This window comes from Bradyrhizobium sp. SBR1B, from assembly GCF_014198205.1.
Classification (GTDB): domain Bacteria; phylum Pseudomonadota; class Alphaproteobacteria; order Rhizobiales; family Xanthobacteraceae; genus Bradyrhizobium.
In genome coordinates this window covers 200,899-227,832 of record NZ_JACIHC010000009.1, presented here as the reverse complement: position 1 = coordinate 227,832, position 26,934 = coordinate 200,899, and the positions used below count along the sequence as shown (strand labels likewise).

General features: G+C 64.5%; 18 protein-coding genes. 15 read left to right on the top strand and 3 right to left on the bottom strand.

Annotated elements, in window-relative coordinates:
• Positions 1-83 precede the first annotated feature (83 nt).
• On the bottom strand, positions 84-1,196 hold the full coding sequence (locus GGD61_RS23610; protein ID WP_092254192.1) for a lysozyme inhibitor LprI family protein: 1,113 nt from the start codon (positions 1,194-1,196) through the stop codon (positions 84-86).
• A 168-nt stretch (positions 1,197-1,364) separates the two neighbouring features.
• Positions 1,365-2,096: a transglutaminase-like cysteine peptidase gene (locus GGD61_RS23605; RefSeq protein WP_183231205.1), complete on the bottom strand. Its 732-nt coding sequence runs from the start codon at positions 2,094-2,096 to the stop codon at positions 1,365-1,367.
• A gap of 622 nt (positions 2,097-2,718) precedes the next feature.
• On the opposite strand from GGD61_RS23605, the gene GGD61_RS23600 reads away from it, so the two are divergent.
• Both GGD61_RS23600 and GGD61_RS23595 read left to right on the top strand, forming a co-directional pair.
• Positions 2,719-8,040 (top strand): VCBS domain-containing protein, encoded by a 5,322-nt coding sequence (locus GGD61_RS23600; RefSeq protein WP_183231204.1) that lies wholly within the window; start codon positions 2,719-2,721, stop codon positions 8,038-8,040.
• A 77-nt stretch (positions 8,041-8,117) separates the two neighbouring features.
• A complete protein-coding gene (locus GGD61_RS23595; protein WP_092254197.1) occupies positions 8,118-10,349 on the top strand; it encodes a CHASE2 domain-containing protein in 2,232 nt (743 codons plus the stop codon).
• A gap of 314 nt (positions 10,350-10,663) precedes the next feature.
• Here the strand turns inward: GGD61_RS23595 and GGD61_RS23590 are convergent, their stop codons facing one another.
• Entirely contained in the window at positions 10,664-12,259 is a 1,596-nt protein-coding gene (locus tag GGD61_RS23590; RefSeq protein ID WP_183231203.1) for an ABC transporter substrate-binding protein, read from the bottom strand.
• Positions 12,260-12,458: 199 nt separating this feature from the next.
• Here GGD61_RS23590 and GGD61_RS23585 point away from each other — a divergent pair, with 199 nt between their 5' ends.
• The 13 genes from GGD61_RS23585 to GGD61_RS23525 all read left to right on the top strand — a co-directional run bounded on the left by GGD61_RS23585 (position 12,459) and on the right by GGD61_RS23525 (position 26,782).
• On the top strand, positions 12,459-14,117 hold the full coding sequence (locus GGD61_RS23585; protein WP_183231202.1) for an ABC transporter substrate-binding protein: 1,659 nt from the start codon (positions 12,459-12,461) through the stop codon (positions 14,115-14,117).
• 247 nt (positions 14,118-14,364) lie between these two features.
• A complete protein-coding gene (locus tag GGD61_RS23580; protein WP_092254203.1) occupies positions 14,365-15,318 on the top strand; it encodes an ABC transporter permease in 954 nt (317 codons plus the stop codon).
• Positions 15,319-15,547: 229 nt separating this feature from the next.
• Positions 15,548-16,450 carry an ABC transporter permease gene (locus GGD61_RS23575; protein WP_092254205.1) on the top strand — a complete coding sequence of 301 codons (903 nt, stop codon included), beginning with the start codon at positions 15,548-15,550 and terminating at the stop codon, positions 16,448-16,450.
• Between the two features lie 3 nt (positions 16,451-16,453).
• Positions 16,454-17,515 (top strand): ABC transporter ATP-binding protein, encoded by a 1,062-nt coding sequence (locus GGD61_RS23570; RefSeq protein WP_177237025.1) that lies wholly within the window; start codon positions 16,454-16,456, stop codon positions 17,513-17,515.
• Positions 17,512-17,709, top strand: coding sequence for a hypothetical protein (locus GGD61_RS23565; protein WP_018321359.1), 198 nt, complete (start codon positions 17,512-17,514; stop codon positions 17,707-17,709). The genes GGD61_RS23570 and GGD61_RS23565 overlap by 4 nt, the downstream gene beginning before the upstream one ends.
• On the top strand, positions 17,706-19,121 hold the full coding sequence (locus GGD61_RS23560; protein WP_092254207.1) for an amidase: 1,416 nt from the start codon (positions 17,706-17,708) through the stop codon (positions 19,119-19,121). The genes GGD61_RS23565 and GGD61_RS23560 overlap by 4 nt, the downstream gene beginning before the upstream one ends.
• Positions 19,118-20,095 (top strand): ABC transporter ATP-binding protein, encoded by a 978-nt coding sequence (locus GGD61_RS23555; RefSeq protein ID WP_018321361.1) that lies wholly within the window; start codon positions 19,118-19,120, stop codon positions 20,093-20,095. Before GGD61_RS23560 ends, GGD61_RS23555 begins: the two co-directional genes overlap by 4 nt.
• A gap of 216 nt (positions 20,096-20,311) precedes the next feature.
• A complete protein-coding gene (locus GGD61_RS23550) occupies positions 20,312-20,581 on the top strand; it encodes a GlsB/YeaQ/YmgE family stress response membrane protein (protein WP_018321362.1) in 270 nt (89 codons plus the stop codon).
• 262 nt (positions 20,582-20,843) lie between these two features.
• Positions 20,844-22,592, top strand: a complete 1,749-nt coding sequence (locus GGD61_RS23545) for a type I secretion system permease/ATPase (protein WP_092254209.1) — start codon at positions 20,844-20,846, stop codon at positions 22,590-22,592.
• Complete coding sequence (locus tag GGD61_RS23540; RefSeq protein WP_018321364.1) at positions 22,589-23,923, top strand: HlyD family type I secretion periplasmic adaptor subunit; 1,335 nt, start codon at positions 22,589-22,591, stop codon at positions 23,921-23,923. The genes GGD61_RS23545 and GGD61_RS23540 overlap by 4 nt, the downstream gene beginning before the upstream one ends.
• A gap of 247 nt (positions 23,924-24,170) precedes the next feature.
• Positions 24,171-25,640 (top strand): AMP nucleosidase, encoded by a 1,470-nt coding sequence (locus GGD61_RS23535; protein WP_092254211.1) that lies wholly within the window; start codon positions 24,171-24,173, stop codon positions 25,638-25,640.
• A gap of 118 nt (positions 25,641-25,758) precedes the next feature.
• Complete coding sequence (locus GGD61_RS23530) at positions 25,759-26,373, top strand: lipopolysaccharide assembly protein LapB (RefSeq protein WP_092254213.1); 615 nt, start codon at positions 25,759-25,761, stop codon at positions 26,371-26,373.
• Between the two features lie 133 nt (positions 26,374-26,506).
• Positions 26,507-26,782, top strand: coding sequence for a DUF1488 family protein (locus GGD61_RS23525; RefSeq protein ID WP_020508771.1), 276 nt, complete (start codon positions 26,507-26,509; stop codon positions 26,780-26,782).
• Positions 26,783-26,934 lie beyond the last annotated feature (152 nt).

Genomic DNA, 26,934 nt, shown 5'->3' with positions numbered 1-26,934 from the left:
CATCCGGCGCCAGAGCCGAAGCTTGGCTTCGGCGTTTTCTCCCGCAAGAGGAGAAGGAAGAAGCTCGCCAAGCTGAGCGAAACTCAAGATCCCCCGCTCGCCGTCCCCGAATTCACCGGTGCCAACTCGTCCTCGCGGCAGCGCCAGCCGTCGGCGGCTTTGACGAACGCAAAAGTGCGCTGGATCCTCAGGCGGCGCGTCACGTTGAAGGCTTCTGCCGAACGCTCCTTGTTGGCGGCGCTCGGCTGCGGGAGGCCGGTCCTGGCGTCCCAGCAGGTGCCGGTGCAGCTGGATGCGACCTTGCTGCACATGGTGAAGGGCGCCAGCACCGCCATTTCGATTTCGCCGGTGACCTGCGCCTCCTGTTCGGTCACCTGGCTGTCGAGCGCGTAGACGCGGTTGATGCGGAGGAAGCTGCCGCACGAATTGGCCGCATGGATCCGCGCCGCGCAGAAGTCGACCGCGTCGGTGTCGGGGATGCGGGCCGCGACCTGCCGGCCGAACACCTTTCTGGGGTCGCCCTTTGCCGTGCGGATCTCGTCGGCCTTGTGCTTTAGATGGTCGGAGAGACAATCCTCTGCGGATTCGAGCTCCTGGAGCGGCACGTTCTCCTTGCCGACCAAATTGCATTTGCGATCGCGCTCTCGTGTCCACCTGCCATATTCAGCGAAGGCAAAGCGCGCTGCGGTCGGGTCCAGCTTGCCGATCAGGCCGAGCACCTGGCCATTGAGCTCCGTTTCGGCGAGTGCCAGCGACGGGTCCGCACAGATCACCGCGCCCGCCGCGGTGTTGGCGGCAAGGCAGTCGAAATCCGGATCGCGCAGGATCGCGGCGCGCTCCTCTGTCACCTTGAGCAGGCACGCCTTTACCCGCTCGAAATCGTCGGGGCGGATCGCGGTCTGGCCGACGATGCCGCAGCCGAGATTGCGCTGGCGGATCCAGATCGCATTCTCCTCGATCGCGGGAAGGCGATCGGGCAGGCGGGCGAGCCGCGCCTCGATCGCGGTGTTCAGCTTCTCGGCGGCGGCGGCAAGCGTGGCATCACCGCAGAACAATTGATTGCCGGGGTCGCGAATCTGCTGGCAGTTGTTCTTGGCGAACAGCGGCAGCCGATCGGCGATGGAGCGGTCGGACTGCGCTGACGCGGGTGAGGCGAGCGCCAGCAACGCAATCACAGTCAGCACGATGAACCGCATTCCCGTCGCCCCCGCAAAGCCGTGGCTATGCTAGCCGTCCGGATCGCGTGGTGGAATGGGTTTTTGGTGAACCGAGATTCGTAGCCCGGCTGAAGCGTAATCCGGGATTCGAGCGATAAGCGACCGCGCCCCGGATTTCGCTGCGCTCCATCCGGACTACAAGATGGCTCAGCGCGCCTCGACGGCCATCATCGAGACCTGCATCGGTTCGTCGACATATTTCATCACGGCCGACCGATGAAGCGCGAACAGCGGCTGGTAGCTCCGCGCAGCGTCGTCCTCGACCATCGCCATGCGGCGGTTGTCGAGCATCAGCCAGCGGCCATCGAGGCGCGCGGCGACAACCGCATGCTCCTCGCCGGCCCTGACGTCGCGCACCACGACGATGCGGAGATCCTCGGCGGCCACGCCCGCCAGCCGCAGCGCGGCCAGCTTGGCGATGGCATAGTCCTCGCAATCTCCGGCGCCGCGCGCGAAGGTCGCCAGCGGCGAGCTCCAGACGTCGTCGATGCCGTCATTGGCGGGCCGGATGGCAAGGTTGATGGCGCGGTTGGTCTCACCAAGCCGGGCGCGGCCATCGCGGGCGCGGGCCTGGTCGACGATGGCAAGCAGCTTCAGGACCGCGGGCGAAGCGCAATTGTCGCGGTCACCGTCGCATAGCGCGAGCTGCACCATGTCGCCGTCGAGCTTGTCCTTCAGCAGGAGCCATTTCTGTTGCAGGCTGCCGGCGGAGATGGCGAAGGCGAACACGCCGAACGGCTCGGCGGATTTGCGCACGAGTAGGCCTGCGCCCGGCGACAGCAGCGTGCCGGCGCGAAGCTCGGCGGCCGACCCACACAGGACCAATCCGCACAGGACAAGGATTGCGCGCCAGGCGCGCGAGCGAGCAGCGGTCTCCATCTGACATCCCCTTCCGGCTTCGGTCCAAGTCCCCCTCGACCTGAACGCGCCGGGCTTTGTTGCTTTCGCGGAGATAGTGCGAGACAGGCTGTTTTGTTCTGCTTAACGCGCCCGGCTGGGGTTCCAAATCCGGGGAACAGGCTGAAACAGGCCCGTCCAAATTGCGTAAAATTTTACGATTCGCCGGCTAGGAGGTGTCAGTCTGCCGCGAAATCGAGCCAATTGCAGACACAGGTTGTGGCAGTGCCGAATCTGGGTCCTATGGCTAACGACCCCCCTATTTCATGGGGTTCTGTTAGTTAGGTCACAGATTTAAGTGCGTATTTGCCGCAGGATGCTGCGGGACCTCGCGAAGGTAAGATGACGCAAGTATCTGCTCTTTGACTATACGGCAGGTTACTTTGGATGACTGGAAATGCGCGGAAACAGGCCGAATTCGACTTCCGAATATTTAAAAGGTTACTTTCGCTTCTCTGGAGCGACGCCAAGACGTGGGGTTTCCTGGGGCCAAGTGATGCGAAATCACACAAGCAATAGATGGTATCGCTAAGGACTTGCTAATGCTATGCAAGCTTAGGCGGTCGATACTTACTTAAATTTTAACCCTTTTTACGGTGCCCGGTTGAACTACGCTGGCCAATTTGACGCCGCGATTGCTTTGGATGGCCAGGGTTCCCGCTCGCCCGGCGGTGCCCATGTCGATTCCTTTACGGCGAAGGCGCACGGTTACGTGCCTGAGGGCGCGTTCGTTGTTCCCGACCCCAACCTGATCTTCAACGGCGAATTCAAGCGTGCCGGTCTCGATCTCGTGCTGTCCCACGAGGGGCACGAATTCGTCGTTCACGATTATTTCAGGGGCGAAAAGCGTGCCGCGCTCGCCTCGCCCGACGGCGCCCATCTCACTGGCGAAATCGTCAACGCGCTTACGGGTCATGTCCAGGTTGCTCAGGCCGCGCCCGGCGGCGCGGCCGCAGCCCAGGTCATCGGCCACGTCACCAAGCTCGTGGGCAGCGCGACCGCGATCCGCAACGGCGTCTCGGTCATCCTGAACAACGGCGACAACGTCGAGCAGGGTGACGTGGTCTCGACCGGCGCGGATTCCACGCTCGGCATCACCTTCATCGACGGCACCGTGTTCGGCCTGTCCTCGAATGCGCGGATGGTGTTGAACGAGATGGTCTACGACCCCAACGGGTCGAGCAATTCCTCGCTGCTGAGCCTCGTCGCCGGCACCATCACCTTCGTCGCCGGCGAGACCGCCAAGCACGGTGACATGAAGATCGACACGCCGGTTGCCACCATGGGCATCCGCGGCACCGCCGTGCTGACCCAGATCAACTTCGTCGTTCCCGCCGGTGGCGGCGATCCGCAGCCGCAGGCGAGCTTCCAGGTGCTGGTCGAACCGAACGGCACGACGGGCTCCTACATCCTGTTCGACAAGGTCACGCTGCTGCCGATCGCGACGGTCAACCAGGCCGGCCAGATGATCCAGATCAGCGGCGGCAACGTCTCGATCTCCAATGCGCTGATGTCGCCGGATGTTCAGAAGCTGATCACGGACGTGTTCACGCTGAAGTTCACCGACAACAACACCAACACCAAGCTGACCACGAACTTCACCGACACGCTCACGCCGATGAGCCTGGACGTGGTGTTCAAGTCGGGGGGCGGCGCCGTCGCGACCGCGACATTCGTCAATCTCAATCCGCAGGGATCGGAGGCGCCCAGCACGTCCACGCCGCCCATCGTGCGTATCCCCGGCCAGCCGATTGTGCAGAGCTTCGACGCCGGCGGCAATGTGAAGTCGGCGTTCGCGCTGACCGAGCGTGCTGACACCACCGGCGACACGCATTCCGATACGATTTCCGGCCTGATCAGATTCGTCGATCAAAACCTCGGCGACCGGCCGACGGTGAGCATCAGCCTCGCCGAAGCGCCGAACTATGTCTACAAGGACGTCGGCCAGCACGACGTCACCGGCTCGCTCTCGGCGCTCCAGAAGCAGGACATCGCGGCGACCCAGATCCAGATCAACGTCGCCCCCGACGCCGGCAACAATAACAACGGCTCGGCGGTCTGGACGTACACGATCCCGGACAAAGTCTTCGACTTCCTCGCGGCCGGCGAAACGCTGACGCTGACCTATATGGTCCGCGTCGACACTAATTTCGCAGTCAATCCCGAGTCCAAGTTCATCCCGATCACCATCACGGTCACGGGAACGAACGACAAGCCCACCGTCGCGACGTTGGGCGGAACCGTCATCGAGAAGGTCGGGACCGGCAACGAGACTCTGGATACCATCACGGGCACTGTCACCTTCACCGACGTCGATCTGACCGACCGCCCGATCGTGAGCGCGGCGCTCTCGTCGACCCAGCCGTTCAAATATCTCGATGCGCAAGGCCACGACATCACGTCGACGCTGACGCCGCAGCAGCTCGCGGCGATCGCCGCCGTCGAGGTGCCGCTGACCGTGGTACAGGGCGCGGGAAACAGCAATAACGGTTCGGCCACCTGGACCTACAGCGTTCCCGACCATCTGTTCGATTTCCTCGCCAAAGGCGAGAAGCTGACCCTCAACTACGTGGTGCAAGTCGATGACGGGCACGGCGGTGTCGTCAGCACGCCGGTTACCGTGTCCATCGACGGTGCGGACGTCAATGTCGAGGGCACCAACGACGTGCCGACGATCGTCGAAGATCTGACCACGCCGACCGGTGCGGTGACCGAGGATACGGCGGCCACGCTCGCCGCCAACGGCACCATCACATTCAACGACCCTGATCTCACGGACACCCACACCGCGAGTTTTTCGCTGAAGTCGACGATTTCGAGCGCGCATCTGCCGGGCTTCAGCGACGGCACCTCGCATATCGGCACGTTCAGCCTCGGCTCAGTGAATGAAAGCCCGGGCGCCAGCTCCCGCGGGTCAGTGGGCTGGACCTTCACGCTCGACGACAACGACCCGGTGCTGCAGTCGCTGGCGGAAGGGCAGACCATCACGCAGGTCTATACTCTCAGGATCGACGACCATCACGGTGGGACCGTCACGCGGGACGTCACGGTCGTCATCACCGGCAAGAACGACGCGCCGACCGTGACCAGCGGTGCCGCGGCGGCGACAGGTCATGTCGTCGAGGACGCGGGCCTGACGCTGTCGATCGACGGCACGCTGGCGATTCAAGACCTCGATCTGATCGACACCCATGCGGCGCAGGCGGTGTTCAAGTCGTCGTCCATCAGCTCGGCTCTGCCGGGCTTCGATGCCGACAGCACGCACATCGGCACGTTCACGATCGATCAGTCGGTGCTGGAGTACAATACCGACACGAGCAATGGCGCGACGCTGGGTTGGCATTTCAGCCTCGACAACAGCAATGCAATGCTGCAGTCGCTGGCGCAGGGCCAGACCATCACGCAGGTCTATACCGTTACGTTCGACGATCATCATGGCGGTATCGTCAGCCAAGACGTCACCGTCACGATCACGGGCGTCAATGATGCACCGACGATCACGAGCGATGCCGCCGCAGCGACGGGCGCGGTGACCGAGGATGAGTGCGCCTCGCTCACGGCGGACGGCACGCTGGCGATCCAGGATCTGGACCTGACCGACACCCACACGGCGGCATGGTCGTTCAAATCTTCGTCCGTCAGCTCGGACCTGCCGGGCTTCGGAGCCAGCTCGCATATCGGCACCTTCACGATCGATGCGGTGTCCGAATCCGGCAGCGACAACGACGACGGCGCGACACTGGGCTGGCATTTCACGCTCGACAACAGCGACCCCGTGCTGCAGTCGCTGGCGGAAGGGCAGACCATCACCCAGGTCTACACCGTTACGCTCGACGACCAGCATGGCGGCAAGATCAGCCAGGACGTGACCGTCACCATCACCGGCACCAACGATGCGCCGGCGGTGTCCTATGTCACGTCGGACTACATGAACTTCGACGGCCAGACCATCGCGGTCGGCGAGGTGCCGACCGTCGCGTCCGATGGGGTTACGCTGGATGGCTGGGTAAACTGGAACGGAGGCGCTGCGCCCGACGGCCAGGTCCTGTTCTACAACGGCAATACCTCGACAGCCGGCTTCGGTCTTATCGGTACCGTCGTCAGCGGCAATCTGGAGATCGAAATTCTCGAGGGAGGCGTCGATATCCTGGATACCGGCTTCGCGCTCACTGCAGGGCAATGGCATAACCTCGCCTTGACGCGCGATCAGGGTACCTTCACGCTTTTTGTCGATGGGAACGCCGTCTACTCCCACAGTGGAGGCGTGAACGCGGTCGGCAGCGGCCAGGATCCGTCCTACATGATGATCGGGGCCGCAAGCGACAGGTACGCCCCCGGCTTCGGGGCGCAGGGCTTCACCGGCTCGATCGCCGATGTCAGCGTCTGGACCACCGCGCTGACGCAAGCTCAGATCCAGTCGATCGACTTCACCGCGCTCACCGGCAACGAGGCCAATCTGGCCGCGTATTACCAGCTCGCCGACGGCGGTGGGACCACGGCCTCCAATGCGGTCAACCCCGCCAAGAGCCTCGCCATCGCGGGCGATGCAGACTGGGCAAGCAGCACCTCCGGGCCGGGCGGCGCCGTTGCCGATTTGGTGGAAACCAATGCCGGCCAGCTTGCGCATGGCGTGCTGGTGGTCTCCGACGTCGATGCGACCGATCACGTCACGGTGGCGGTCAGCGAGGTACAGGTTACGCTCGACGGCGTGCTGCAAACGGGCAGCGTCGGCGGGTTGTCGAATGCCGACCTCCTCGCGGATCTCACTGTCCCCTCGGGTGATATCCTCGACGGCACCGCGACTCATACGCAGTTCACCTGGACCTTCAATTCGCACGGGCAGGCGTTCGATTTCCTCGCCGCCGGCCAGACGCTGTCGCTGCAATACACGATCGTTCCGTCGGATGCCGAGGGCGCTGGCACGAGCGCAGTCGTTACCGTCAACATCGCCGGCAGCAACGACGCGCCGACGCTGGCCGATCGCCACATCGGACCGCTCGAGGATACGACGGCCGACGACACCTTCTGCGATCTGACCGGGACGTTGGCGGGCAACGATGTCGATGCCGGCGAGACGGCGACGCTGACCTATGCCGTCATCAACGCGGATCACCACGCGGCGACGACAGCTGGCGGACTCTACGGGACGCTGACGGTCAATCCCGATGGCAGCTACAGCTACGTTCCGAACGCCGCCGTGATCAACGCGCTGGCCGACGGCTCCTACGCGGATATTTTCACGGTCCAGACCACAGATGCGCACGGTGCAACCGGCACGGCCACGCTCACCGTGGACGTGACCGGCGCGGACGAAAGCGACGCTCCGGTGATCGACGTCGACCAGATTTACGTCACGCAGGAAGGCGACATGGTGTTCGTCCATGGCATCACCGTCGCCGACGCCGACGCTGCTCCCGATGAAACCTTCACACTCACTGCGGCGGCGGATTCGGGCGCATATGTGGAGCCAGCATCGACGTCCGATACCTTGGCGAGCGTCAATTCGGCCCTTCAATATCTGACATACGCCGAGCCGAGCCCAGGTGGGACTGCGACGGATAAGCTGGCGATCACCGTCACCGACAGCCACGGTGCGAGCGATACGGTCAACCTGATCTTCAATCTGGCCGAACAAGGCCCGGTGACCCTCGCCAGCACAGATGGCAAGGATGTGTTGTTCGGGACGGGCTATCAGGATCAATTCGTGTTCGCGGCCAATTCGAATCGCGACATCATTCTGGATTTCACGCACAATCAGGACCACATCGACCTGTCGGCCGTCGTGACCACCGCCAGCGTGTCCGACTGGATGGCTCAGCACGTGGCTGCGTCTGGAACGGATACTTTGATCACGCTCGATGCGGCGAACACCATCCTCGTCAAGGGTGTCAGTCTTCAGGCGAGCGACTTCATAGTGCATTCCTGACACCCCTGGGCGAAGCCGATCGTTGGCACACCAGGTCGGAGCTGCCGCTCGTCGTCAAAGCGTGATATTCCACCAGCATGAAACGTCTCAAGATCCTGCGACGGTGGTTTGCGCGAAAGTTCGGCTTTGCGCGGCTGATGTGCCTTGCGCTGCTGGTCGTGTTCGCCGGCGCGCGGCTGTGGGACCCGCCGCCGATCCAGGAATTGCGGCTGCGCACCTTCGACATGTTCCAGCTGATCGATCCTCGCCATAAGACGGCGCGGCCGGTTACCATCGTCGACATCGACGACAAGAGCCTCGCCAGGCTCGGACAATGGCCGTGGCCGCGCACGCGCATCGCCGACCTGATCCAGAACCTCACCAACAATGGCGCGGTGGCGATCGGCTTCGACGTCGTGTTCTCGGAACCCGACCGGCTCAACCCGGACCTGGTCGCGAGCCACATGCGCTATCTGGACGATGCCACCCGCGCCAAGCTGCGCGAGCTACCGAGCAACGACCAGATTCTCTCCGATGCGATCAAGCGCTCGCGCGTGGTGCTGGGCGAGACGGGGCTTCCCGAGGTTTTGACCGAGCTTGATAAATCACTTCCGCTCACGGGGGTGGCGACCGTCGGCGAGGAGGGCGCCGAACGCTTCCTGTTCGAATTTCCAGGCTTGCTGCGCAACGTGCCGATCATCGAGAGGGTTGCTGCCGGCCGCGGCCTGTTTTCGATCAGGAAAGAGCGGGACGGGTTCATCCGCCGCGTGCCGATGATCATGCGCGCCCAGGGCAACATCATGCCCTCGCTCAGCCTCGAGATCCTGCGGGTCGTCACGGGCACGCCGACGCTGCTGGTCAGGACCGACAAGACCGGCGTGCGGGCCGTGCGCCTCAAGGGCGTCGAGATCCCCACTGACAAGAACGGCCAGTTCTGGGTGCACTACGCCCGCCGGGATCCCTCGATCTACGTCTCCGCGGCCGACGTGCTCGACAACAGCGCGTCGCCGAGCAAATTCGCCGGCAAGCTGGTACTAGTCGGGACCTCCGCGGCCGGGCTCAACGACATCAAGACCACGCCGGTATCCTCGACCATGCCGGGCGTGGAGATCCACGCCCAGGTGCTGGAGAGCGTGCTGAGCGGCGCGGCGATCTCGCAGCCAAATTACGCACTCGGCGTCGAGCTGCTCGCCGCGCTCATCATCGGCCTGCTGGTGATCATATTCACGCCGAATCTCGGACCGGTGCGCCTGGTGCTTGCGGGTGGGGCCTTCGCCGCGATCCTGGTCGGCGTATCCTGGTTCTTCTACGCACAATACCGCTATCTCATCGACTTCACCTACCCGTTGCTGTCGACCACCGCAGTCTACCTGACGCTGATCTTTGCGAGCTTCGTGCGCGAACAGCGGCAGCGCGTGCAGATTCGCGGGCAATTTGCGCAATACATGTCGCCGGTGCTGGTCGAGCAACTCGTGCAATCGCCGGAGAAGCTCGTGCTCGGCGGCGAGGAGCGCGAGATGACGATCATGTTCTCCGATGTGCGCGGCTTCACGACGATCTCGGAGAGCTACAAGCACGATCCACAAGGGCTCATCGAGCTGATGAACCGCTTCCTGACGCCGCTGACCGACGTCATCATCGAGCGGAAGGGCTACATCGACAAATATATGGGCGACGCCATCATGGCGTTCTGGAACGCGCCACTCGACGATGCCGAGCACCAGATCAACGCCTGTGAGGCCGCGATCCAGATGCTGGAGCAGATCGACACGGTCAACAAGGAGCGCGAGCAGGAAGCCGCCGAGGGCGGCCGCGTCTACATCCCGCTCAATGTCGGCATCGGCCTCAACACCGGCATCGGCGTGGTCGGCAACATGGGCTCCGACCTGAAGAAGAACTACTCGGTGCTCGGCGACAGCGTGAACCTGGCATCGCGCCTCGAAGGGCAAACCAAGGAATACGGCTTTCCCATCATCGTCGGCTCTCGCACCGCGCTCGCCGCCAAGGACAGGTTCGCGATCCTCGAGCTCGACTTCATCATGGTCAAGGGCAAGACCGAGCCGGAGGTGATCTACGCCATCGCCGGGCGCGAGGACGTCATGCATTCCGGCGCCTTCCAGCGCCTGCGCAACATCACCATCGAGATGCTCGGCTGCTACCGCGGCCGCGACTGGCAGGGCGCACTCGATGCGATCGAACGCGGCCGTCACAGCGAAGACGCCGATACGCTGGAGAAGCTGTTCAGGCTCTACGAGGCGAGGATCAAGGATTTCCAGCTCAACCCGCCGCCGGAAGGCTGGACCGGGGCCTATGCGCTGCTGACGAAGTAGTGGGTGCGGGGCTCCGCTGGGGCCTCAACGATGGTGTCGTCCCTGCGAACGCAGGGACCCATAGCCACGGGGAGCGGTTACGGCGCGAACCGGCAACTCCGAGTCGTCGACAAACTACTCCCTGTGGTTATGGGTCCCGAGTCTGCGCTGCGCTTGCCCGGGACGACAGCCGTGTTGGACGCGGCGGTGTGCCCGAAGCAAAAACTCTCGTAGGGTGGACAAAGGCGCGCAGCGCCGTGCCTAGGATCTTGCTGGCAAATGGAGAAATGGTGGGCACGCTACGCTTTGCCCACCCTGCGACACCTGTGTTCCCCTCACTCCATCCCGATGGTCGTCAGATCCTGAAACCAGTGCTGGGCCTGCACGAACTGCTTGATCTTCGGCGACAGCGCGTGCGGGTTGGTATCGTGCACGACCCAGACCAGCGCGGCGTCGTCCACGATCAGCGCGTGCGCCTGCGCCAGCAGCTCGTCCTGCTTGGCGCTGTCGAACGTCTGCTTGGCCTCGTCGATCAGAGCATCCACCTTCGGGTTCTTGTAGCCGCCCCAGTTGACGCCGACCGGCGCGATCTGGCCCGAATGGAAGAAGCGAACGATAGCGTAAAGCGGGTCTGACGTGACGTAGGCGATGTTGTTGGCGGTGATGCCGGCATTGATCTCGTCGGCCGCGCCCTTGCGCCAGTGCGTGTAGAGCGTCTCGAGCTCGACCACCTTGAAGTCGATGTCGATGCCGATCTCTTTAAAACTCTGCTGCAGGAATTCGTTCATCGGCAGCGACAGCATCTGGCCGGTGCCTCCTTGCGCGATGATGAAGGTGGCCTTCAGTGGCTTGGCCTTGGAGTAGCCGGCCTCCTCGACCAGCTTCTTCGCTGCAGCCAGATCGTATTTCAGCTCGAAGCCCGGCTTGCCGAACCACGGGCTCGACGGGTCGACCTGGCCCTTGGCAGGCTTGGCAAGGCCATTCATCAGCCCGACCACGGCGTCACGGTCGATCGCGAGGTTCAGCGCCTTGCGCAGGCGGATGTCGGTCCAGGGCGAGCCCGGCAGCACGCTGAGATGATAATTCCAGACATGCGGTGTGACGTTGTCGACGAGCTTCATGCCGGCCGCTTTCAGTTGCGGCACGGCATCCGGCGCCGGCGTCTCGATCAGATCGACCTGTCCCGCAAGCAGCGCGTTGGTGCGGGTCAGTGCTTCCGGCATCGGCACCAGCACGATCTTGTCGGCCTTCGGGATGCGCTTCTTATTCCAGTAGTCCGGGTTCTTGCTGAGTTCTGCGAGCTCGCGCGGCACCAGCTTGGTCAGCTTGAACGGGCCGGTGCCGGAGGGCTGGCTGGCGAACTTGTCCCAATCCTTGCCGAGCTTGTCGTACTGCGCAGGGCTCGACACCAGAAACCACAGCATCTGATAGGGGAAGAAGGAGTCGACCGTCTTCGTGGTGATCTCCACGGTGAAATCGTCGACCTTGGCGTAGCTTGCAACGGAGGGAAGGCGGGTCTTCACCTGCGCGCTCTGCCGTTTGTCGAATTGCGGCGCCTTGTCGTTGAGCACCTTGTCCAGATTCCAGATCACGGCGTCGGCGTTGAACTCGCTGCCGTCGTGAAACTTGACGCCCTTGCGAAGCGTGAAGCGCCATTTGGTCTTGTCTGCATCATCCACCTTCCACTCGGTGGCGAGCCCCGGCACCAGCTTGCCAGGCCGGTCGGCGACATCCATCTCCCAGGCGACCAAGGGATCGTAGATCGTGTAAGCCGTGAACTGATAGGCGCCGGCGCCGCGATCGGGCTGACCCGTGGTGAGCGGAATGTCGGCCATCGAGATGCCGTAGCGCACCACCGTTTCGGCGCGCGCCGAGATTGCGGACAACGCCAGCGCAAGCACGGCGAGACAAATCGATAGACGAACACGCATGGCCCAAAGCTCCCAGGGGATTTCGGGACCGAACTTGCAATCTTGATGCCAGAATAGGCAGCGCGGCGCGTGCACCCGCCTGCGGCCTACAAGGACTTGTCGTCGCAGGGCCAAATCGCAGAATAAGTTTCTCTTTGGCATAGCCATTGCATACGATTGCATCAAAAATAGTCATCGAAGCCGGAAAAGGATTGAGGCGATGCTTACTAAGAAGAAGAACATGCGCGCGGCATTGATCGCGGTGCTCGCTCTAACGACGGCGGCCGCATGGCCGCGTGAGGCCAGTGCCGAAACCGTGCTGCGCATCGGCATGACCGCTGCCGATATTCCGCGCACGTTGGGCCAGCCGGATCAGGGTTTCGAAGGCAACCGCTTCACCGGCCTCACCATGTACGACGCGCTGACCGGCTGGGACCTGTCCTCCGCGGAGAAGGCGAGCGTGGTGATTCCCGGCCTTGCCACCGAGTGGAAGGTCGACGATGCCGACAAGACCAAGTGGGTTTTCAAGCTGCGCCCTGGCGTGACCTTCCATGATGGCTCCCCGTTCAATGCGGATGCGGTGGTGTGGAACGTCGAGAAGGTGCTGAAGCAGGACGCGCCGCAATTCGACGCCAGCCAGGTCGGCGTCACGGCCTCGCGCATGCCGACGCTGGCCTCTGCGAAGAAGATCGACGACATGACCGTCGAGCTCACCACCAAGGAGCCCGACAGCTTCCTGCCGATCAACCTGACCAATCTCTTCATGGCGAGCCCGGCGAAGTGGCAGCATTTCTACGACAAGGCCGAAGGCGCCGACGCCAAGGCCAAATCGCAGGCGGCGTGGACAGCCTTCGCCAAGGACGCCGCAGGCACCGGCCCGTGGAAAATGGCGAGCTTCACGCCGCGCGAGCGGCTCGAGCTCGTGAAGAACGCGAGCTATTGGGACAAGGCGCGCGTGCCCAAGGTCGACAAGATGGTGCTGCTGCCGATGCCGGAGGCCAACGCACGCACCGCGGCGCTGCTCTCCGGGCAGGTCGACTGGGTCGAGGCGCCGGCTCCGGACGCGCTGCCCGAGCTGAAGCAGCGCGGCTTCAAGCTCTACGCCAACGAGCAGCCGCATGTCTGGCCGTGGCAGTTCTCCCGCGTCGAGGGGTCGCCCTGGAACGACATCCGCGTGCGCAAGGCCGCCAACCTTTGCGTCGATCGCGAAGGCCTCAAGGACGGCCTGCTCGCCGGCCTGATGGTGCCGGCGACCGGCACCTTCGAGCCCGGCCATCCCTGGCGCGGCAAGCCGAGCTTCGAGATCAAGTATGACAAGGCGGCTGCACAAAAGCTGATGCAGGAGGCCGGCTTCGGCCCCAACAAGAAGCTGACGGTGAAGACGCAGACCTCCGCCTCGGGTTCGGGCCAGATGCAGCCCTTGCCGATGAACGAGTATCTCCAGCAGGCCCTTGCCGAATGCTATTTCGATGTGCAGCTCGACGTCATCGAATGGAATACGCTGTTCACCAACTGGCGCCGCGGCGCCAAGGATCCGTCGGCCAACGGTTCGCACGCGACCAACGTGACCTATGCGGCGATGGATCCGTTCTTCGCGCTGGTGCGCTTCCTGCAATCGGGCATGGCGCCGCCGGTCTCGAACAATTGGGGTTTCATCAACAATCCCAAGTTCGACGAGCTGGTGAAGAAGGCCCGCCAGACCTTCGATCCCGCCGCGCGTGACGCCGCGCTCGCCGAGCTGCACGCGGCCTCCGTCGACGATGCCGCCTTCCTGTACGTCGCCCACGACGTCGGCCCCCGCGCGATGAGCCCGAAGGTGACCGGCGTCGTGCAGCCGAAGAGCTGGTTCATCGACTTCTCGCTGGTGTCGATGAAGTAGTTCGCACCACACGAACAGTGCACCCTCTCCCCTTGTGGGAAAGGGTGGCTTCGCGACAGCGAAGCCGGGTGAGGGATCTCTCTCCGCGAGTGGCCCTTTCCCTCATCCGATAACGCTGTATCCGCGGGTAGAACCCCTCATCCGGCGCCGTAGCCGAAGCTTCGCTTCGGCGTCGACTTAAAAACGGCCGCCGGAGGCGGCCTATGCCACCTTCTCCCACAAGGGGAGAAGGAAGAAAGAACCAAACGTGCTCGCCTATATCGCCAGACGCATCGTCTACGTCGTTCCGATCGTCATCAGCGTCGCGCTGGTGTGTTTTCTGCTCGTGCACATCACGCCGGGTGATCCGCTGGTCGCGGTGCTGCCGGCCGATGCCTCGCAGGAGCTCGCCGCGCAGCTCCGTTCCGCCTATGGTTTTGATCGCCCGCTGCCGGTGCAGTTCGGCTTGTGGCTGATGCGCGCGCTGCACGGCGATCTCGGCAATTCCATCGCGACGGGGCGCCCCGTGCTCGCCGAAGTCATGCGCGCCGTCAGCAATACCGTCACGCTGGCGATTGCCGCCGCCATCATCGGCTTCACCATGGGCATCCTGCTCGGCCTGATCGCCGGCTACTTCCGCGAGACCTGGATCGACAAGGTCGCGACGTCCTTTGCCATTGCGGGCGTCTCCGTGCCGCACTACTGGCTCGGCATGGTGATGGTCATCATCTTCTCGGTGCAGCTGAACTGGCTGCCCGCGGTCGGCGCCGGGCCCGGCGGCTCCGCCACCTGGGCCTGGGACTGGGCACACCTGCAATACCTCGTGCTGCCCGCGATCACGACATCGGTAATTCCCATGGGCATCGTCACCCGCACCGTGCGCGCGCTGACCGGCGACATCCTGAGCCAGGATTTCGTCGAGGCCTTGCGCGCCAAAGGTCTGCACGAGCGCGGCGTGTTCCGCCACGTCATCAAGAACGCCGCGCCCACCGCGCTCGCGGTAATGGGGCTGCAATTGGGTTACATGCTCGGCGGCTCGATTCTGATCGAGACCGTGTTCTCCTGGCCGGGCTCGGGCTTCCTGCTCAACTCGGCGATCTTCCAGCGCGATCTGCCGCTGCTGCAGGGCACGATCCTGATCCTGGCGCTGTTCTTCGTCTTCCTCAATCTCATGGTCGACATCGCGCAAGCCGCGATCGATCCGCGCATCAAGCGGGGCTGATAATGAGTTCAGCTGTCGCCACGCAAAAGGTGCTCCTCCTCTCCCGCTTGCGGGGGAGGGGCGGGGTGGGGGTGTCTCCGCAATCGAGGACCCCCAAGAGGAGAGAACCCTCACCCGGCGCGCGGGACGATGCTTCGCATCGCCCGGAGCGCCGACCTCTCCCGCAAGCGGGAGAGGTGCACCACCTCCTTGGCTCGCATCGATCGTACCAACGACTGGGAGCCAGCCAATGAGCGAGCTTCCGTTGTCCGCCACCGCCGATGCCGCGCTGCAGGCCGCGCCCGCGACCAAGGCGCGGGGTTATTGGGCGACCGTCGGCCGCCGCATCCGGCGCGACAAGGTCAGCATGGCCTGCGCGCTGGTGTTGCTGCTGATCTTCCTGTCGGCGATCCTCGCGCCCTGGCTGGGTCTGGAAGATCCCTACAAGGGCTCCATGATCCGCCGCCTGCGCCACATCGGCACCGTTAGCTACCCGCTCGGCACCGACGAGCTCGGCCGCGACATGCTGGCGCGGCTGATCTATGGCGGGCGGCTGTCGCTGGTCATCGGCATTCTGCCCGTGATCCTTGCCTTCTGCATCGGCACCTCGCTCGGCCTCGTCGCCGGCTATGTCGGCGGCAGGCTCAACACCGCGATCATGCGCACGATCGACGTGTTCTACGCCTTTCCTTCGGTGCTGCTGGCGATTGCGATCTCCGGCGCGCTGGGGGCCGGCATCCTCAATTCCATCGTGTCGTTGACCGTCGTGTTCGTGCCGCAGATCACCCGCGTCGCCGAAAGCGTCACCACAGGCGTGCGCAACATGGACTTCGTCGAGGCCGCGCGTGCCTCGGGCGCCGGACCCATCACCATCATGCGCGTGCACATCCTCGGCAACGTGCTTGGCGCGATCTTCGTCTATGCCACCAGCCTGATCTCGGTCTCGATGATCCTCGCCGCCGGTCTCTCCTTCCTCGGTCTCGGCACAAAACCGCCGGAGCCGGAATGGGGCCTGATGCTCAACACATTACGCACCGCGATCTACGTCAATCCCTGGGTCGCCGCATTGCCGGGCGCTATGATCTTCGCGGTCTCGATCTGCTTCAACCTGCTCTCGGACGGCCTGCGCAGCGCCATGGACATCAGGAACTAGGCCATGAGCGAAACCAACACATCCGTCGAAATGTTGGAGCCGGTCGAAGACCGCGGCGGCGTCGCGCAGCCGCTGCTGCAGGTCAACGGGCTGACCAAGCACTTCCCTGTACGCGGCGGCCTGTTCGCCGCCAAACGCACCGTGCGCGCCGTTGACAACGTCTCCTTCGCCGTTGCCAAGGGCGAGACCGTCGGCATCGTCGGTGAATCCGGCTGCGGCAAGTCCACCACCGCGCGCCTGCTGATGCATCTGATGCCGCGCGACACCGGCGACATCATCTATGACGGCATGACCGTCGGTCAGTCGCTGTCGCTGCGTGAATTGCGCCGCGGCATGCAGATGGTGTTCCAGGACTCCTACGCTTCTCTCAACCCGCGCCTGACGATCGAGGAATCGATCACCTTCGGCCCGAAGGTGCACGGCATGGCCGATGGCGCGGCACGCGCATTGGCGCGCGAGCTGCTCGGCAAGGTGGGCTTGCGCCCGGAGAACTTCGCCAACCGCTATCCGCACGAGATCTCCGGCGGCCAGCGCCAGCGCGTGAATATCGCACGCGCGCTGGCGCTGTCGCCGCGACTTGTGATTTTGGACGAAGCGGTCTCCGCGCTCGACAAATCGGTCGAGGCGCAGGTGCTCAACCTGCTTGCCGATCTCAAGCACGAGTTCGGCCTCACCTATCTGTTCATCAGCCACGACCTCAACGTCGTGCGCTACATCTCGGATCGCGTGCTGGTGATGTATCTCGGCGAAGTCGTCGAGCTCGGCCCGGTCGACCAGGTCTGGGACAGTCCTGCGCATCCCTACACGCGCGCGCTCCTTGCGGCGATGCCGTCGTCCGACCCCGACCGGCGCACCGAGCAGCCGCCGATCACCGGCGATCCGCCCAATCCGATCGACCCGCCCCCGGGCTGCCGCTTCCACACCCGTTGCCCGTTTGCGGAGCCGCTCTGCGCAAATGCGACACCAAAGCTCACCGCGCTCGATAATATGGGCCACGAGACCGCGTGCTACATGGCGATTCCGGGTTCAGGCCATAGCCGCGCGCCCAGGGAGAAGACCGCATGACGAGACCGACACCGAAAGAGATCAAGCCCATCGCGCAAATCGCCGGCGTCCCCGTGGACGACGAGATCGCGACGCGTATCTCCAATTCCATCGGGCCTGCCTTCGAAGGCTTCGCAGCCATTGCCGGCACGCTGCCGTTCGACCTCGAGCCCGCGCTCTATCCGATTGCGCAGACGCAGAAGGTGTCGAAATGAGCGCTGAGCCCGCATTGATGACGCTCACCGAGGTCGCGCGCGCGATCGCGATGAAGCAGCTGTCCTCGCAAGAGGTGACGCGCGCGCTGCTGCAGCGCGTCGCGCAGTGGCAGCCGCATCTCAACGCCTTCATGTCGATCGAGGCCGAGGCTGCATTGAAAGCGGCGGAGGCCGCCGATTCCGAGCTCGCCAAGGGCAATGTCCGTGGTCCCCTGCATGGCGTGCCGCTCGCGCACAAGGACATGTATTACGATGCCGGCCACGTCGCGACCTGCGGCTCGCTGATCCGCCGCGATTTCGTACCGACCGTGACCTCCACGGCGTTGCAGCGGTTGAAGGACGCCGGCCAGGTCCGCCTCGGCACGCTGCATCTGGCCGAATTCGCCTATGGCCCGACCGGGCATAACGCCCATTACGGTCCGGTGCGCAATCCCTGGAACGTCGCGCACATCACCGGCGGCTCGTCGTCGGGCTCCGGCTCGGCGGTGGCCGCGCGGCTGACCTATGCGGCGCTCGGCTCCGACACCGGCGGCTCGATCCGCATGCCCGCGCATTTCTGCGGCGTCACGGGATTGAAGACCACGGTCGGTCGCGTCAGCCGGGCCGGCGCGATGCCGCTATCGCAGTCGCTCGACACCGTCGGCCCTCTCGCCCGCACCGCCGAGGATTGTGCGCTGCTGCTGGCGCTGATGGCCGGCGCGGACCCTGCGGACTCCACCTGCAGCCACGAGCCGCTGTCGGACTATGTCGGCGCGACCAAGGGCTCGCTGAAGGGCCTGAAGATCGGCGTGCCCAGCTCGTTCTATGTCGACGATCTCGATAGCGAGGTCGCGCGCGTGCTGGACGAGACTATCGCCGTGCTCAAGCGCGAGGGCGCCGACATCGTCACGGTTGAGCTGCCGGACCAGCGCCAATTGTCCTCGGCGAGCCAGCTCGTGCTCGCCGCAGAAGCTGCGGCATTCCACAAGCGCTGGATGATCGAGCGTCCGCAGGATTATGGCCCGCAGGTCCTGATGCGGCTGCAGAACGGTCTCGCCGTTCCCGCCATCACCTATCTCGAGGCGATGCGTTGGCGCGGCCCCGCGCTCGCTGCGCACCATGCGGCCACTGCAGGCGTCGATGCGGTGGTCGCACCGGCGTCGCCCGTGCCGGCGCCGACGATCGAAGAGAGCGATGTCGGCGGCGGGCCGAACGCACCGGCCATGGTGCAGCGGCTGACGCTGTTCACCCGCCCGGTCAACTTCCTCGGCCTGCCGTCGCTTACCGTGCCCTCAGGCTTCACGAAGAGCGGCCTGCCGGTCGGCATGCAGCTGATCGGCCGCTCCTTCGACGAAGCGACCCTGCTCACCATCGGCGCCGCCTTCCAGCGCGTCACCGACTATCACGATCGATTGCCGAAACTGCCGTCATGACAAAGCTCGTCGAGATTTCAGGCCTCAACATCCGCTTCACCGGGGAGCGCACGGTCTATGCCGTGAACGATCTCAGTCTCTCGCTGGGTAACAGCGAGGTGTTGGGCCTGCTCGGCGAGTCCGGTTCGGGCAAGAGCGTGACCCTGCGTGCGCTGATGCGGCTGTTGCCGAAGAAGCGCACGCAGATTTCCGGCGCCGTCAACGTCATGGGCCGCGACGTGCTCGCCATGAACGACGAGGAGCTGTCGTCCTTCCGCGGCCAGACCGTGTCGATGATCTTCCAGGAGCCGGCATTGGCGCTGGATCCGGTCTACACCATCGGTGCGCAGATCGCCGAAAGCGTCGTGCGCCACGAGGGCAAAAGCTACGCTGAGGGCAGGGCACGCGCACTCGAAATGCTCGAGGTTGTGCGCATTCCCTCCGCAAAACGCCGGCTCGACGCCTATCCGCACGAGATGTCCGGCGGCATGCGTCAGCGTGCCATGATCGCGCTGGCGCTCGCCTGCCGGCCAAAAATCCTGCTCGCGGACGAGCCGACCACCGCGCTCGATGCCACCGTGCAGATCCAGATCCTGCTCTTGCTGCGCGAGCTGCAGCGCGAGTTCGGCATGTCCGTCATCTTCGTCACCCACGATATCGGCGTCGCCATCGAGATCTGCGACCGTGTCGCGGTGATGTATGCCGGCCAGATCGTGGAGCAGGGCACGCTTCGCGACATCGTCCGCAGCCCGGTGCATCCCTATGCCAAGGGCCTGCTCGCCTCGACGATTCACGGCGCCAAGCGTGGCGCCCGGCTCGAAACCATCCCCGGCACGCCGCCCTCGCTGGCCGAGAAACCCCACAACTGCTCCTTCGCCCCGCGCTGCGCCGTGGCGCAGCCCCGTTGCCTGGAGCAATTGCCTGCCAATGTGCCGGTCGGGCCGGGCCGGGCGGCGCGATGTGTGCTGGCGGAGCAGGCGGCGGCGCTGTCATAATATTCGAGCGGCGCTGCAGCAGCGCTCCTTCCTTTGAAATTCCTCCATGGCAACACCTAGTTGTCACAGTTCACCGGGGACCGCAGGCAAGAGCCGTTCTACTTTGCATGGGGTTGTTTTCGACTTTTTGCCGGAGCGGGTGAAGCGGCTAGCATTCACACCCCATTCATCCCGGTTCCCGTTCCATGCGGCCGTTCATGGAGAGGGACCAGACTTATGTACATTTCCAACGAAGGCCTGCTCGTCATCCTGTTCGTCGGCCTGGTGGCCGGCTGGCTCGCCGGCAAGGTGGTGCGCGGAACGGGGTTCGGGATCATCGGCGACATCGTGGTCGGCATCGCCGGCGCGCTGGTGGCGAGCTTCCTGTTTCCGAAGCTCGGCATTCGCCTCGGCACAGGCCTGGTCTCGGAGATCGTCTATTCCGCCATCGGCGCGGTCATCCTGCTGCTGGTGGTGCGGCTGGTGCGGGGCGGCGGCCGGTTCTAGTAACCGCCCGGTTCGATCGATCGGAACTAGCCGCCTCTCCAGGACTGGGGAGGCGGCGGCGGCCACTGCACCAAAAAGCCGCAAAGACTGTGAATTACCGGACTTGCGTGCGGGGCCATCAGGGGTAGATGTGGGCTATCAGGATTTTGGATGAACCCGGCTGCGTTGGACGCAGCGCGAACATGATGTTAATCCGGGGCGAGTACCCTGAATTGCCCGTGAAATCAGGGGCCTTGGCCCCCACCTGAAAGAGATCAGACTGATGGCAGCCGGTCCTGGCGTCCGCCGTTCAGAACTCGGTGACGCCTTGCGCGCTTGTCGCACGGCGTTCATCGGCGTCGGCTTGATGAGCTGCATGATCAACCTGCTCTATCTGACCGGGTCGATCTTCATGCTGGAGGTGTACGACCGGGTGCTGCCGAGCCGCAGCGTCCCGACCCTGGTCGGCCTGATCATCCTCGCCAGCTTCCTCTACATGGCGCAGGGTGTGCTCGACATGATCCGCAACCGGATCCTGGGGCGGATCGGCACCGCGCTCGATGAAGCCCTCAACAAGCGCGTGTTCGACACCATCGTGCGCCTGCCGCTGCTGGTCGGCAGCCGCAACGAGGGCCTGCAGCCGCTGCGCGATCTCGACAACGTCCGCTCCTTCCTCGGCGGCATGGGCCCGAGCGCGTTCTTCGACCTGCCCTGGCTGCCGCTCTATCTCGCCATCTGCTTCGCCTTCCACGTCATGATCGGCGTCACCGCCCTGGCCGGCGCCATTATCCTGGTCGGGCTGACGCTGGTCACCGAGTTCATGTCCCGCCAGCCGGCGCGCGAGGCGATGGGGCTTGCCGCCCAGCGCAACGATCTCGCCCAGGCCAGCCGCCGCAACGCCGAAGTCATGGTGGCGATGGGCATGGCCGGCCGGATGAACGAGCGCTGGAGCGAGGCCAACGAAAAATACCTCGCCGGCAATCAGCGCGCGAGCGACGTCGCCGGCGGTCTCGGCGCGGTCGCAAAGGTGCTGCGCATGATGCTGCAATCGGCCGTGCTGGCGGTCGGCGCCTATCTCGTCATCCACCAGGAGGCGACCGCCGGCATCATCATTGCCGGCTCGATTCTGTCCGCCCGCGCGCTCGCGCCGGTCGATCTCGCCATTGCGCACTGGAAATCCTTCGTCGCGGCGCGCCAGAGCTGGCACCGCCTCACGCGCCTGCTGGAGCAGATGCCGGCGCAGACGATGCCGACCCAGCTGCAGGCGCCCACGAGCCGGCTCTCGGTCGAAGGCGTCGCCATGGTGCCCCCCGGCGACCAGCGCCTCATCGTGCAGGACATCACCTTCGCGCTCGCCGCGGGCAACGGCCTCGGCGTGATCGGCCCGAGCGGCTCCGGCAAATCGTCGCTGATCCGCGCGCTGGTCGGGGTCTGGCAGCCGGTACGCGGCAAGGTGAGGCTCGACGGCGCGGCGCTCGATCAATGGTCGTCCGACATGCTCGGCCGGCACATCGGCTATCTGCCGCAGGACGTCGAATTGTTCGGCGGCACCATCGCCCAGAACATCAGCCGGTTCGATCCCGAGGCGACGTCCGAGGGCATCATCGCGGCGGCGAAAGAGGCCGGCGTGCACGAGATGATCATCAAGATGCGCGAGGGCTACAACACGCAAGTCGGCGAGCAGGGCACGGCGCTTTCCGCCGGCCAGGCGCAGCGCGTGGCGCTGGCGCGCGCACTCTATGGCAACCCCTTCCTGATCGTGCTCGACGAGCCCAACTCCAACCTCGACACCGAAGGCGACGAGGCGTTGACCCGCGCCGTCCGCGCCGCCCGCGAGCGCGGCGCTATCGTCGTCGTGGTCGCGCACCGCCCGATCGGCGTCGAGGCGGTCGACCAGGTCCTGGTGCTGCGCGACGGCCGCATGCAGGCGTTCGGACCCAAGGAGCAGGTGCTCGCCCAGGTTCTGCAGCCGCGTGTGACGCCGCCGGCCCCGATCAAGATCGTCAGCGAAGGCGGAGTTGCCAAGCCATGAGCACGATGGCCATCGGCGGCCCGAAGCCGGCCGCGAACAAGACCGTACGCGAATCCATCAAGTTTCACCTGATCCTCGGCTTCGTGATCGTGCTGGTCCTTGTCGTCGGTCTCGGCGGCTGGGCCTCGACCGTGCTGATCTCGGGTGCGCTGATCGCGCCGGGCCAGATCGTGGTCGAATCCAACGTCAAGAAGGTGCAGCATCCGACCGGCGGCGTGGTCGGCGAGGTGCGCGCCCGCGACGGCGACCTGGTCAAGGCCGGCGACATCGTGGTGCGGCTCGACGACACCGTCACCAAGGCCAACCTTGCCATCGTCACCAAGAATCTCGACGCCGCGCAGGCACGTGCCGCGCGCTTGCAGGCGGAGCAGCGCGGGGTCGACAGGATCGAATTTCCGCCATCCCTGCTCGAGCGTGCCAGCGATCCCGACGTCAAGCTGCTGCTCTCCGCCGAAACCAAGCTTTTCGACGTCCGCGTCAACGGCCGCACCGGACAGAAGGCCCAGCTTCGCGAGCGCATTACGCAGCTCAACGAGGAGATCGCGGGCCTCAGCGCCCAGGAGAAGGCCAAGGATCAGGAGATCGCGCTGGTGCAGAACGAGCTCACCGGCGTGCGCGAGCTCTACGACAAGCGTCTGGTGCAGATATCGCGCCTGACCCAGCTCGAACGCGACTCGGCCCGTCTCAACGGCGAACGCGCGCAATACATCGCTTCGCGCGCCCAGGCCAAGGGCAAGATCACCGAGACCGAGCTGCAGATCATCCAGGTCGACAAGGACGTTGTGAGCGAGGTCTCCAAGGATCTGCGCGAGACCAACGACAAGATCGGCGAGCTGATCGAGCGCAAGGTCGCCGCCGAAGACCAGCTTCGCCGCATCGACATCCGCGCGCCGCAGGACGGCATGGTGCTGCAATCCACGGTGCACACGGTCGGCGGCGTCATCACCGCCGGCGACGCGCTCATGCTGATCGTGCCGCAAGCCGACGATCTCCAGGTCGAGGCCAAGGTCAATCCGGTCGACATCGACAAGCTCCAGATCGGCCAGAAGACGCTGCTGCGCCTCTCCGCCTTCAATCAACGCACCACGCCGGAGCTCAACGGCCTCGTCAGCCGTGTCTCACCCGACGTCACCACCGACCAGCGCACCGGACAGAGCTACTACACCATCCGCGTCTCGATGCCGGCCGAGGAGATCGCCCGTCTCGGCGAGGTCAAGATGATCCCGGGCATGCCGGTGGAAGCCTTCGTCCAGACCGGCGACCGCACCATGCTGTCCTATCTGATGAAGCCGCTGCACGACCAGCTGATGCGGGCGTTCCGGGAAAAGTGACACGCGAAAGCGCGTCATCCCGGAGCGCGCTTAGCGCGCATCCGGGATCTCGTGCGGCACACGCGGTCTCGTAGGGTGGGCAAAGGCGCAACGCGCCGTGCCCACCATCTTTCCCACGAACAAGTTGGTGGGCACGCTTCCGCCTTCGCTCTTCGAGCTACGGCGGACAAGTCGCTTTGCCCACCCTACGGCACCGCCTTCTTTGCTATAGTTCGACTCAAAGCCCCAGCAACCCGGCGGTCGAACAATGCAATCCCCATCCTCCATCGCCACCGAATCCTTCTCCGACGCCTCCCTCGCCGTCGCGCGGCTCGAAGAGATCTATGAGCGCAACACCAAGTTCCTGCGCGACCGGTTCGAGGCCTATGTCGGCGGCGAAGCGATCACGACGCGGGTGCGCGCCTATTATCCCTTCGTCCGCCTCACCACCGCGACGCATGCGCGGCTGGATTCGCGTCTCGCCTACGGCTTCGTCGCCGGGCCCGGCGTGCATGAAACCAGCGTGACGCGGCCGGATTTGTTCCGGAGCTACCTTATCGAGCAGATCGGCCTCCTGATCCAGAATCACGGCGTGCCCGTCGAGATCGGCGAGTCCGCCGAGCCGATCCCGATCCACTTCGCCTATCGCCGCGACATCAACATCGAAGCTGCGATCACCACGAGCGAGAATTCCCCTGTCGCGCGATCGCTGCGCGACGCCTTCGACGTGCCCGATCTCGCCACCATGGACGATTCGATTGCCGACGGCACCTTCGAGCTTCGGCCCGGCGCGCCCGAGCCGCTGTCGCTGTTCCGTGCTGCCCGCGTCGATTACTCGCTGCGCCGGCTCTATCACTACACCGGCACTGACCCCGAACATTTCCAGAATTTTGTTATTTTCACCAACTATCAGTTCTATGTCGACGCCTTCGCGCAGCTCTGTCAGCAGCGGCTCCAGTCCGGCGAGGCCGGCCTTGAAGCCTTTGTCGCGCCGGGCAATGTCATCACGCGCAGCGGCGGCGCAACCGGTGGCGTTGCGCCCGCGCGCATGCCGCAGATGCCGGCCTTCCACCTGGTCATGCCGGACTACCGCGGCATCACGCTGATCAACATCGGCACTGGTCCGTCCAACGCACGCAACGTCACCGACCATGTCGCGGTGCTGCGCCCGCATGCCTGGCTGATGCTCGGCCATTGCGCGGGCCTGCGCAACACGCAGCGGCTTGGCGATTACGTGCTCGCGCACGGCTATGTGCGCGAGGACCATGTGCTCGATCGCGAATTGCCGCTATGGGTCCCGATCCCGGCGCTGGCCGAGATGCAGGTCGCGCTGGAAGAGGCGGTTGAGGACGTTACCGGCCTCGAAGGTTTCGAGCTCAAGCGCCTGATGCGCACGGGGACGGTGGCGAGCGTCGACAACCGCAATTGGGAGATCTCCGGGCCTGAGGTGATCCGACGCATGTCGCAGTCGCGCGCGGTCGCGCTCGACATGGAATCGGCCGCGATCGCCGCCAACGGCTATCGCTTCCGCGTTCCCTACGGCACGCTGCTCTGCGTCTCCGACAAGCCGCTGCACGGCGAGATCAAGCTCGCGGGCATGGCCAGCGAATTCTACCGCCGCCGCGTCGGCCAGCATCTCGAGATCGGCCTGAAGGCGCTGGAACGGCTCAAGCAGCAGGAATCGGAGCGGCTGCATTCGCGAAAGCTGCGCAGCTTTGCCGAGGTGGCCTTCCAGTAAAGGACACTGGAACTGTCGTACGCATGCTGACGCCTCCGTGAGCGCAGCGTCCCGGAATATTGCCGCCGAGGCAGGGTTATCAATTGGTCCGGGGCCGCTTGAAACACAGGAGGCAGACATGAGCGCAGCGATGATCAGGCGCGTCGTGTTGGGTACGTTCGCGGCAGCCCTATTGTGCTCGCCGGCATTTGCCGCGGGCGGAGGCGGCGGTGGCGGAGGCGGGGGCGGCGCCAGTTCCACGGATCCGTACGCCGGCGCTTATTCGGATCAGAAGTCGCAGCCGACCTATCCGAAGCGCCCGGGCGCCAAGGCAACCCAGAAAGGCAAGAAGCCGAACAATCAGTCCAGCATCGGCGATCCCGCATTCGCGGCCGGCTACCGCGTGGCCTATGACACGATCTACGGGCGCAACGACTACGCGGCCGCGATCGCGCAATTGAAGTCGCTCGGGCATGACGATCATCCGAATGTCGCCAACCTCATCGGCTACTCCTATCGCAAGCTCGGCGACTACGAGCAATCGCAGGTCTGGTATGAGCGCGCATTGAAGGCCGATCCGAACCACGTGCTGACGTGGCAATATTACGGGCTGTGGCAGCTCGAGCGGGGCAATCGCGAGCAGGCGCTTTATCATTTGAGCCGGATTGCCTCCATCTGCGGGACCGGTTGCGAGGAGTATCGGTCGCTGGCCGCGGCGCTCGACAGGCCGACCGGCACGGCGCTCGTCTACTGAAGCTGGAGAGCAGCCGGTTCGTCGAGCCGCTGCTGATGGGCGTCGGATGACCGCCACGTCCTTCGGCGCGGATAGTGACAAGGCGTCAGATTTTCAGCATTGTCCCGTTCGGGGGCGCGAACGGGACAATTGGATGCCGCTGACGCGCGACAAGATCATCGGCCATGACCTCGAACGGCTGGCCTTTCGCTTCACCATGCTGAGCGGCGACGAGGTCGTGCAGTGCCAGATCAGCGACGCCGCGATGGACGAGCTCGCGGGCATGCAGGGCACCGAAAGCAGCGCGCGGCAGGCGCAGTTCTTGTCGTTGCGCGAGACCATCGAGCGGATCGCGTCAGATCTCTACGACGAAGCACCGCGATTCCAGGGATATGTGGTGCGGATCTTCATGAGGCATTTGGGGCGGTGATGCCACATACTCCGGTGTCATCGCCCGCGCAGGCGGGCGATCCAGTACTCCGAGACAGTTGTGATTAAATCGATGGGCCGCGGCGTACTGGATGCCCCGCTTCCGCGGGGCATGACAGCGGTATTTGCGGCGAGACTATTCTTACTCATTCG

Excerpts from the sequence above, each read along its gene's own strand:
- GGD61_RS23610 (WP_092254192.1), bottom strand. The coding sequence starts at position 1,196 with ATGCGGTTCATCGTGCTGACTGTGATTGCGTTGCTGGCGCTCGCCTCA.
- GGD61_RS23605 (WP_183231205.1), bottom strand. The coding sequence starts at position 2,096 with ATGGAGACCGCTGCTCGCTCGCGCGCCTGGCGCGCAATCCTTGTCCTG.
- GGD61_RS23595 (WP_092254197.1), top strand. The coding sequence starts at position 8,118 with ATGAAACGTCTCAAGATCCTGCGACGGTGGTTTGCGCGAAAGTTCGGC.
- GGD61_RS23590 (WP_183231203.1), bottom strand. The coding sequence starts at position 12,259 with ATGCGTGTTCGTCTATCGATTTGTCTCGCCGTGCTTGCGCTGGCGTTG.
- GGD61_RS23585 (WP_183231202.1), top strand. The coding sequence starts at position 12,459 with ATGCTTACTAAGAAGAAGAACATGCGCGCGGCATTGATCGCGGTGCTC.
- GGD61_RS23575 (WP_092254205.1), top strand. The coding sequence starts at position 15,548 with ATGAGCGAGCTTCCGTTGTCCGCCACCGCCGATGCCGCGCTGCAGGCC.
- GGD61_RS23570 (WP_177237025.1), top strand. The coding sequence starts at position 16,454 with ATGAGCGAAACCAACACATCCGTCGAAATGTTGGAGCCGGTCGAAGAC.
- GGD61_RS23565 (WP_018321359.1), top strand. The coding sequence starts at position 17,512 with ATGACGAGACCGACACCGAAAGAGATCAAGCCCATCGCGCAAATCGCC.
- GGD61_RS23560 (WP_092254207.1), top strand. The coding sequence starts at position 17,706 with ATGAGCGCTGAGCCCGCATTGATGACGCTCACCGAGGTCGCGCGCGCG.
- GGD61_RS23555 (WP_018321361.1), top strand. The coding sequence starts at position 19,118 with ATGACAAAGCTCGTCGAGATTTCAGGCCTCAACATCCGCTTCACCGGG.
- GGD61_RS23550 (WP_018321362.1), top strand. The coding sequence starts at position 20,312 with ATGTACATTTCCAACGAAGGCCTGCTCGTCATCCTGTTCGTCGGCCTG.
- GGD61_RS23545 (WP_092254209.1), top strand. The coding sequence starts at position 20,844 with ATGGCAGCCGGTCCTGGCGTCCGCCGTTCAGAACTCGGTGACGCCTTG.
- GGD61_RS23540 (WP_018321364.1), top strand. The coding sequence starts at position 22,589 with ATGAGCACGATGGCCATCGGCGGCCCGAAGCCGGCCGCGAACAAGACC.
- GGD61_RS23535 (WP_092254211.1), top strand. The coding sequence starts at position 24,171 with ATGCAATCCCCATCCTCCATCGCCACCGAATCCTTCTCCGACGCCTCC.
- GGD61_RS23530 (WP_092254213.1), top strand. The coding sequence starts at position 25,759 with ATGAGCGCAGCGATGATCAGGCGCGTCGTGTTGGGTACGTTCGCGGCA.
- GGD61_RS23525 (WP_020508771.1), top strand. The coding sequence starts at position 26,507 with ATGCCGCTGACGCGCGACAAGATCATCGGCCATGACCTCGAACGGCTG.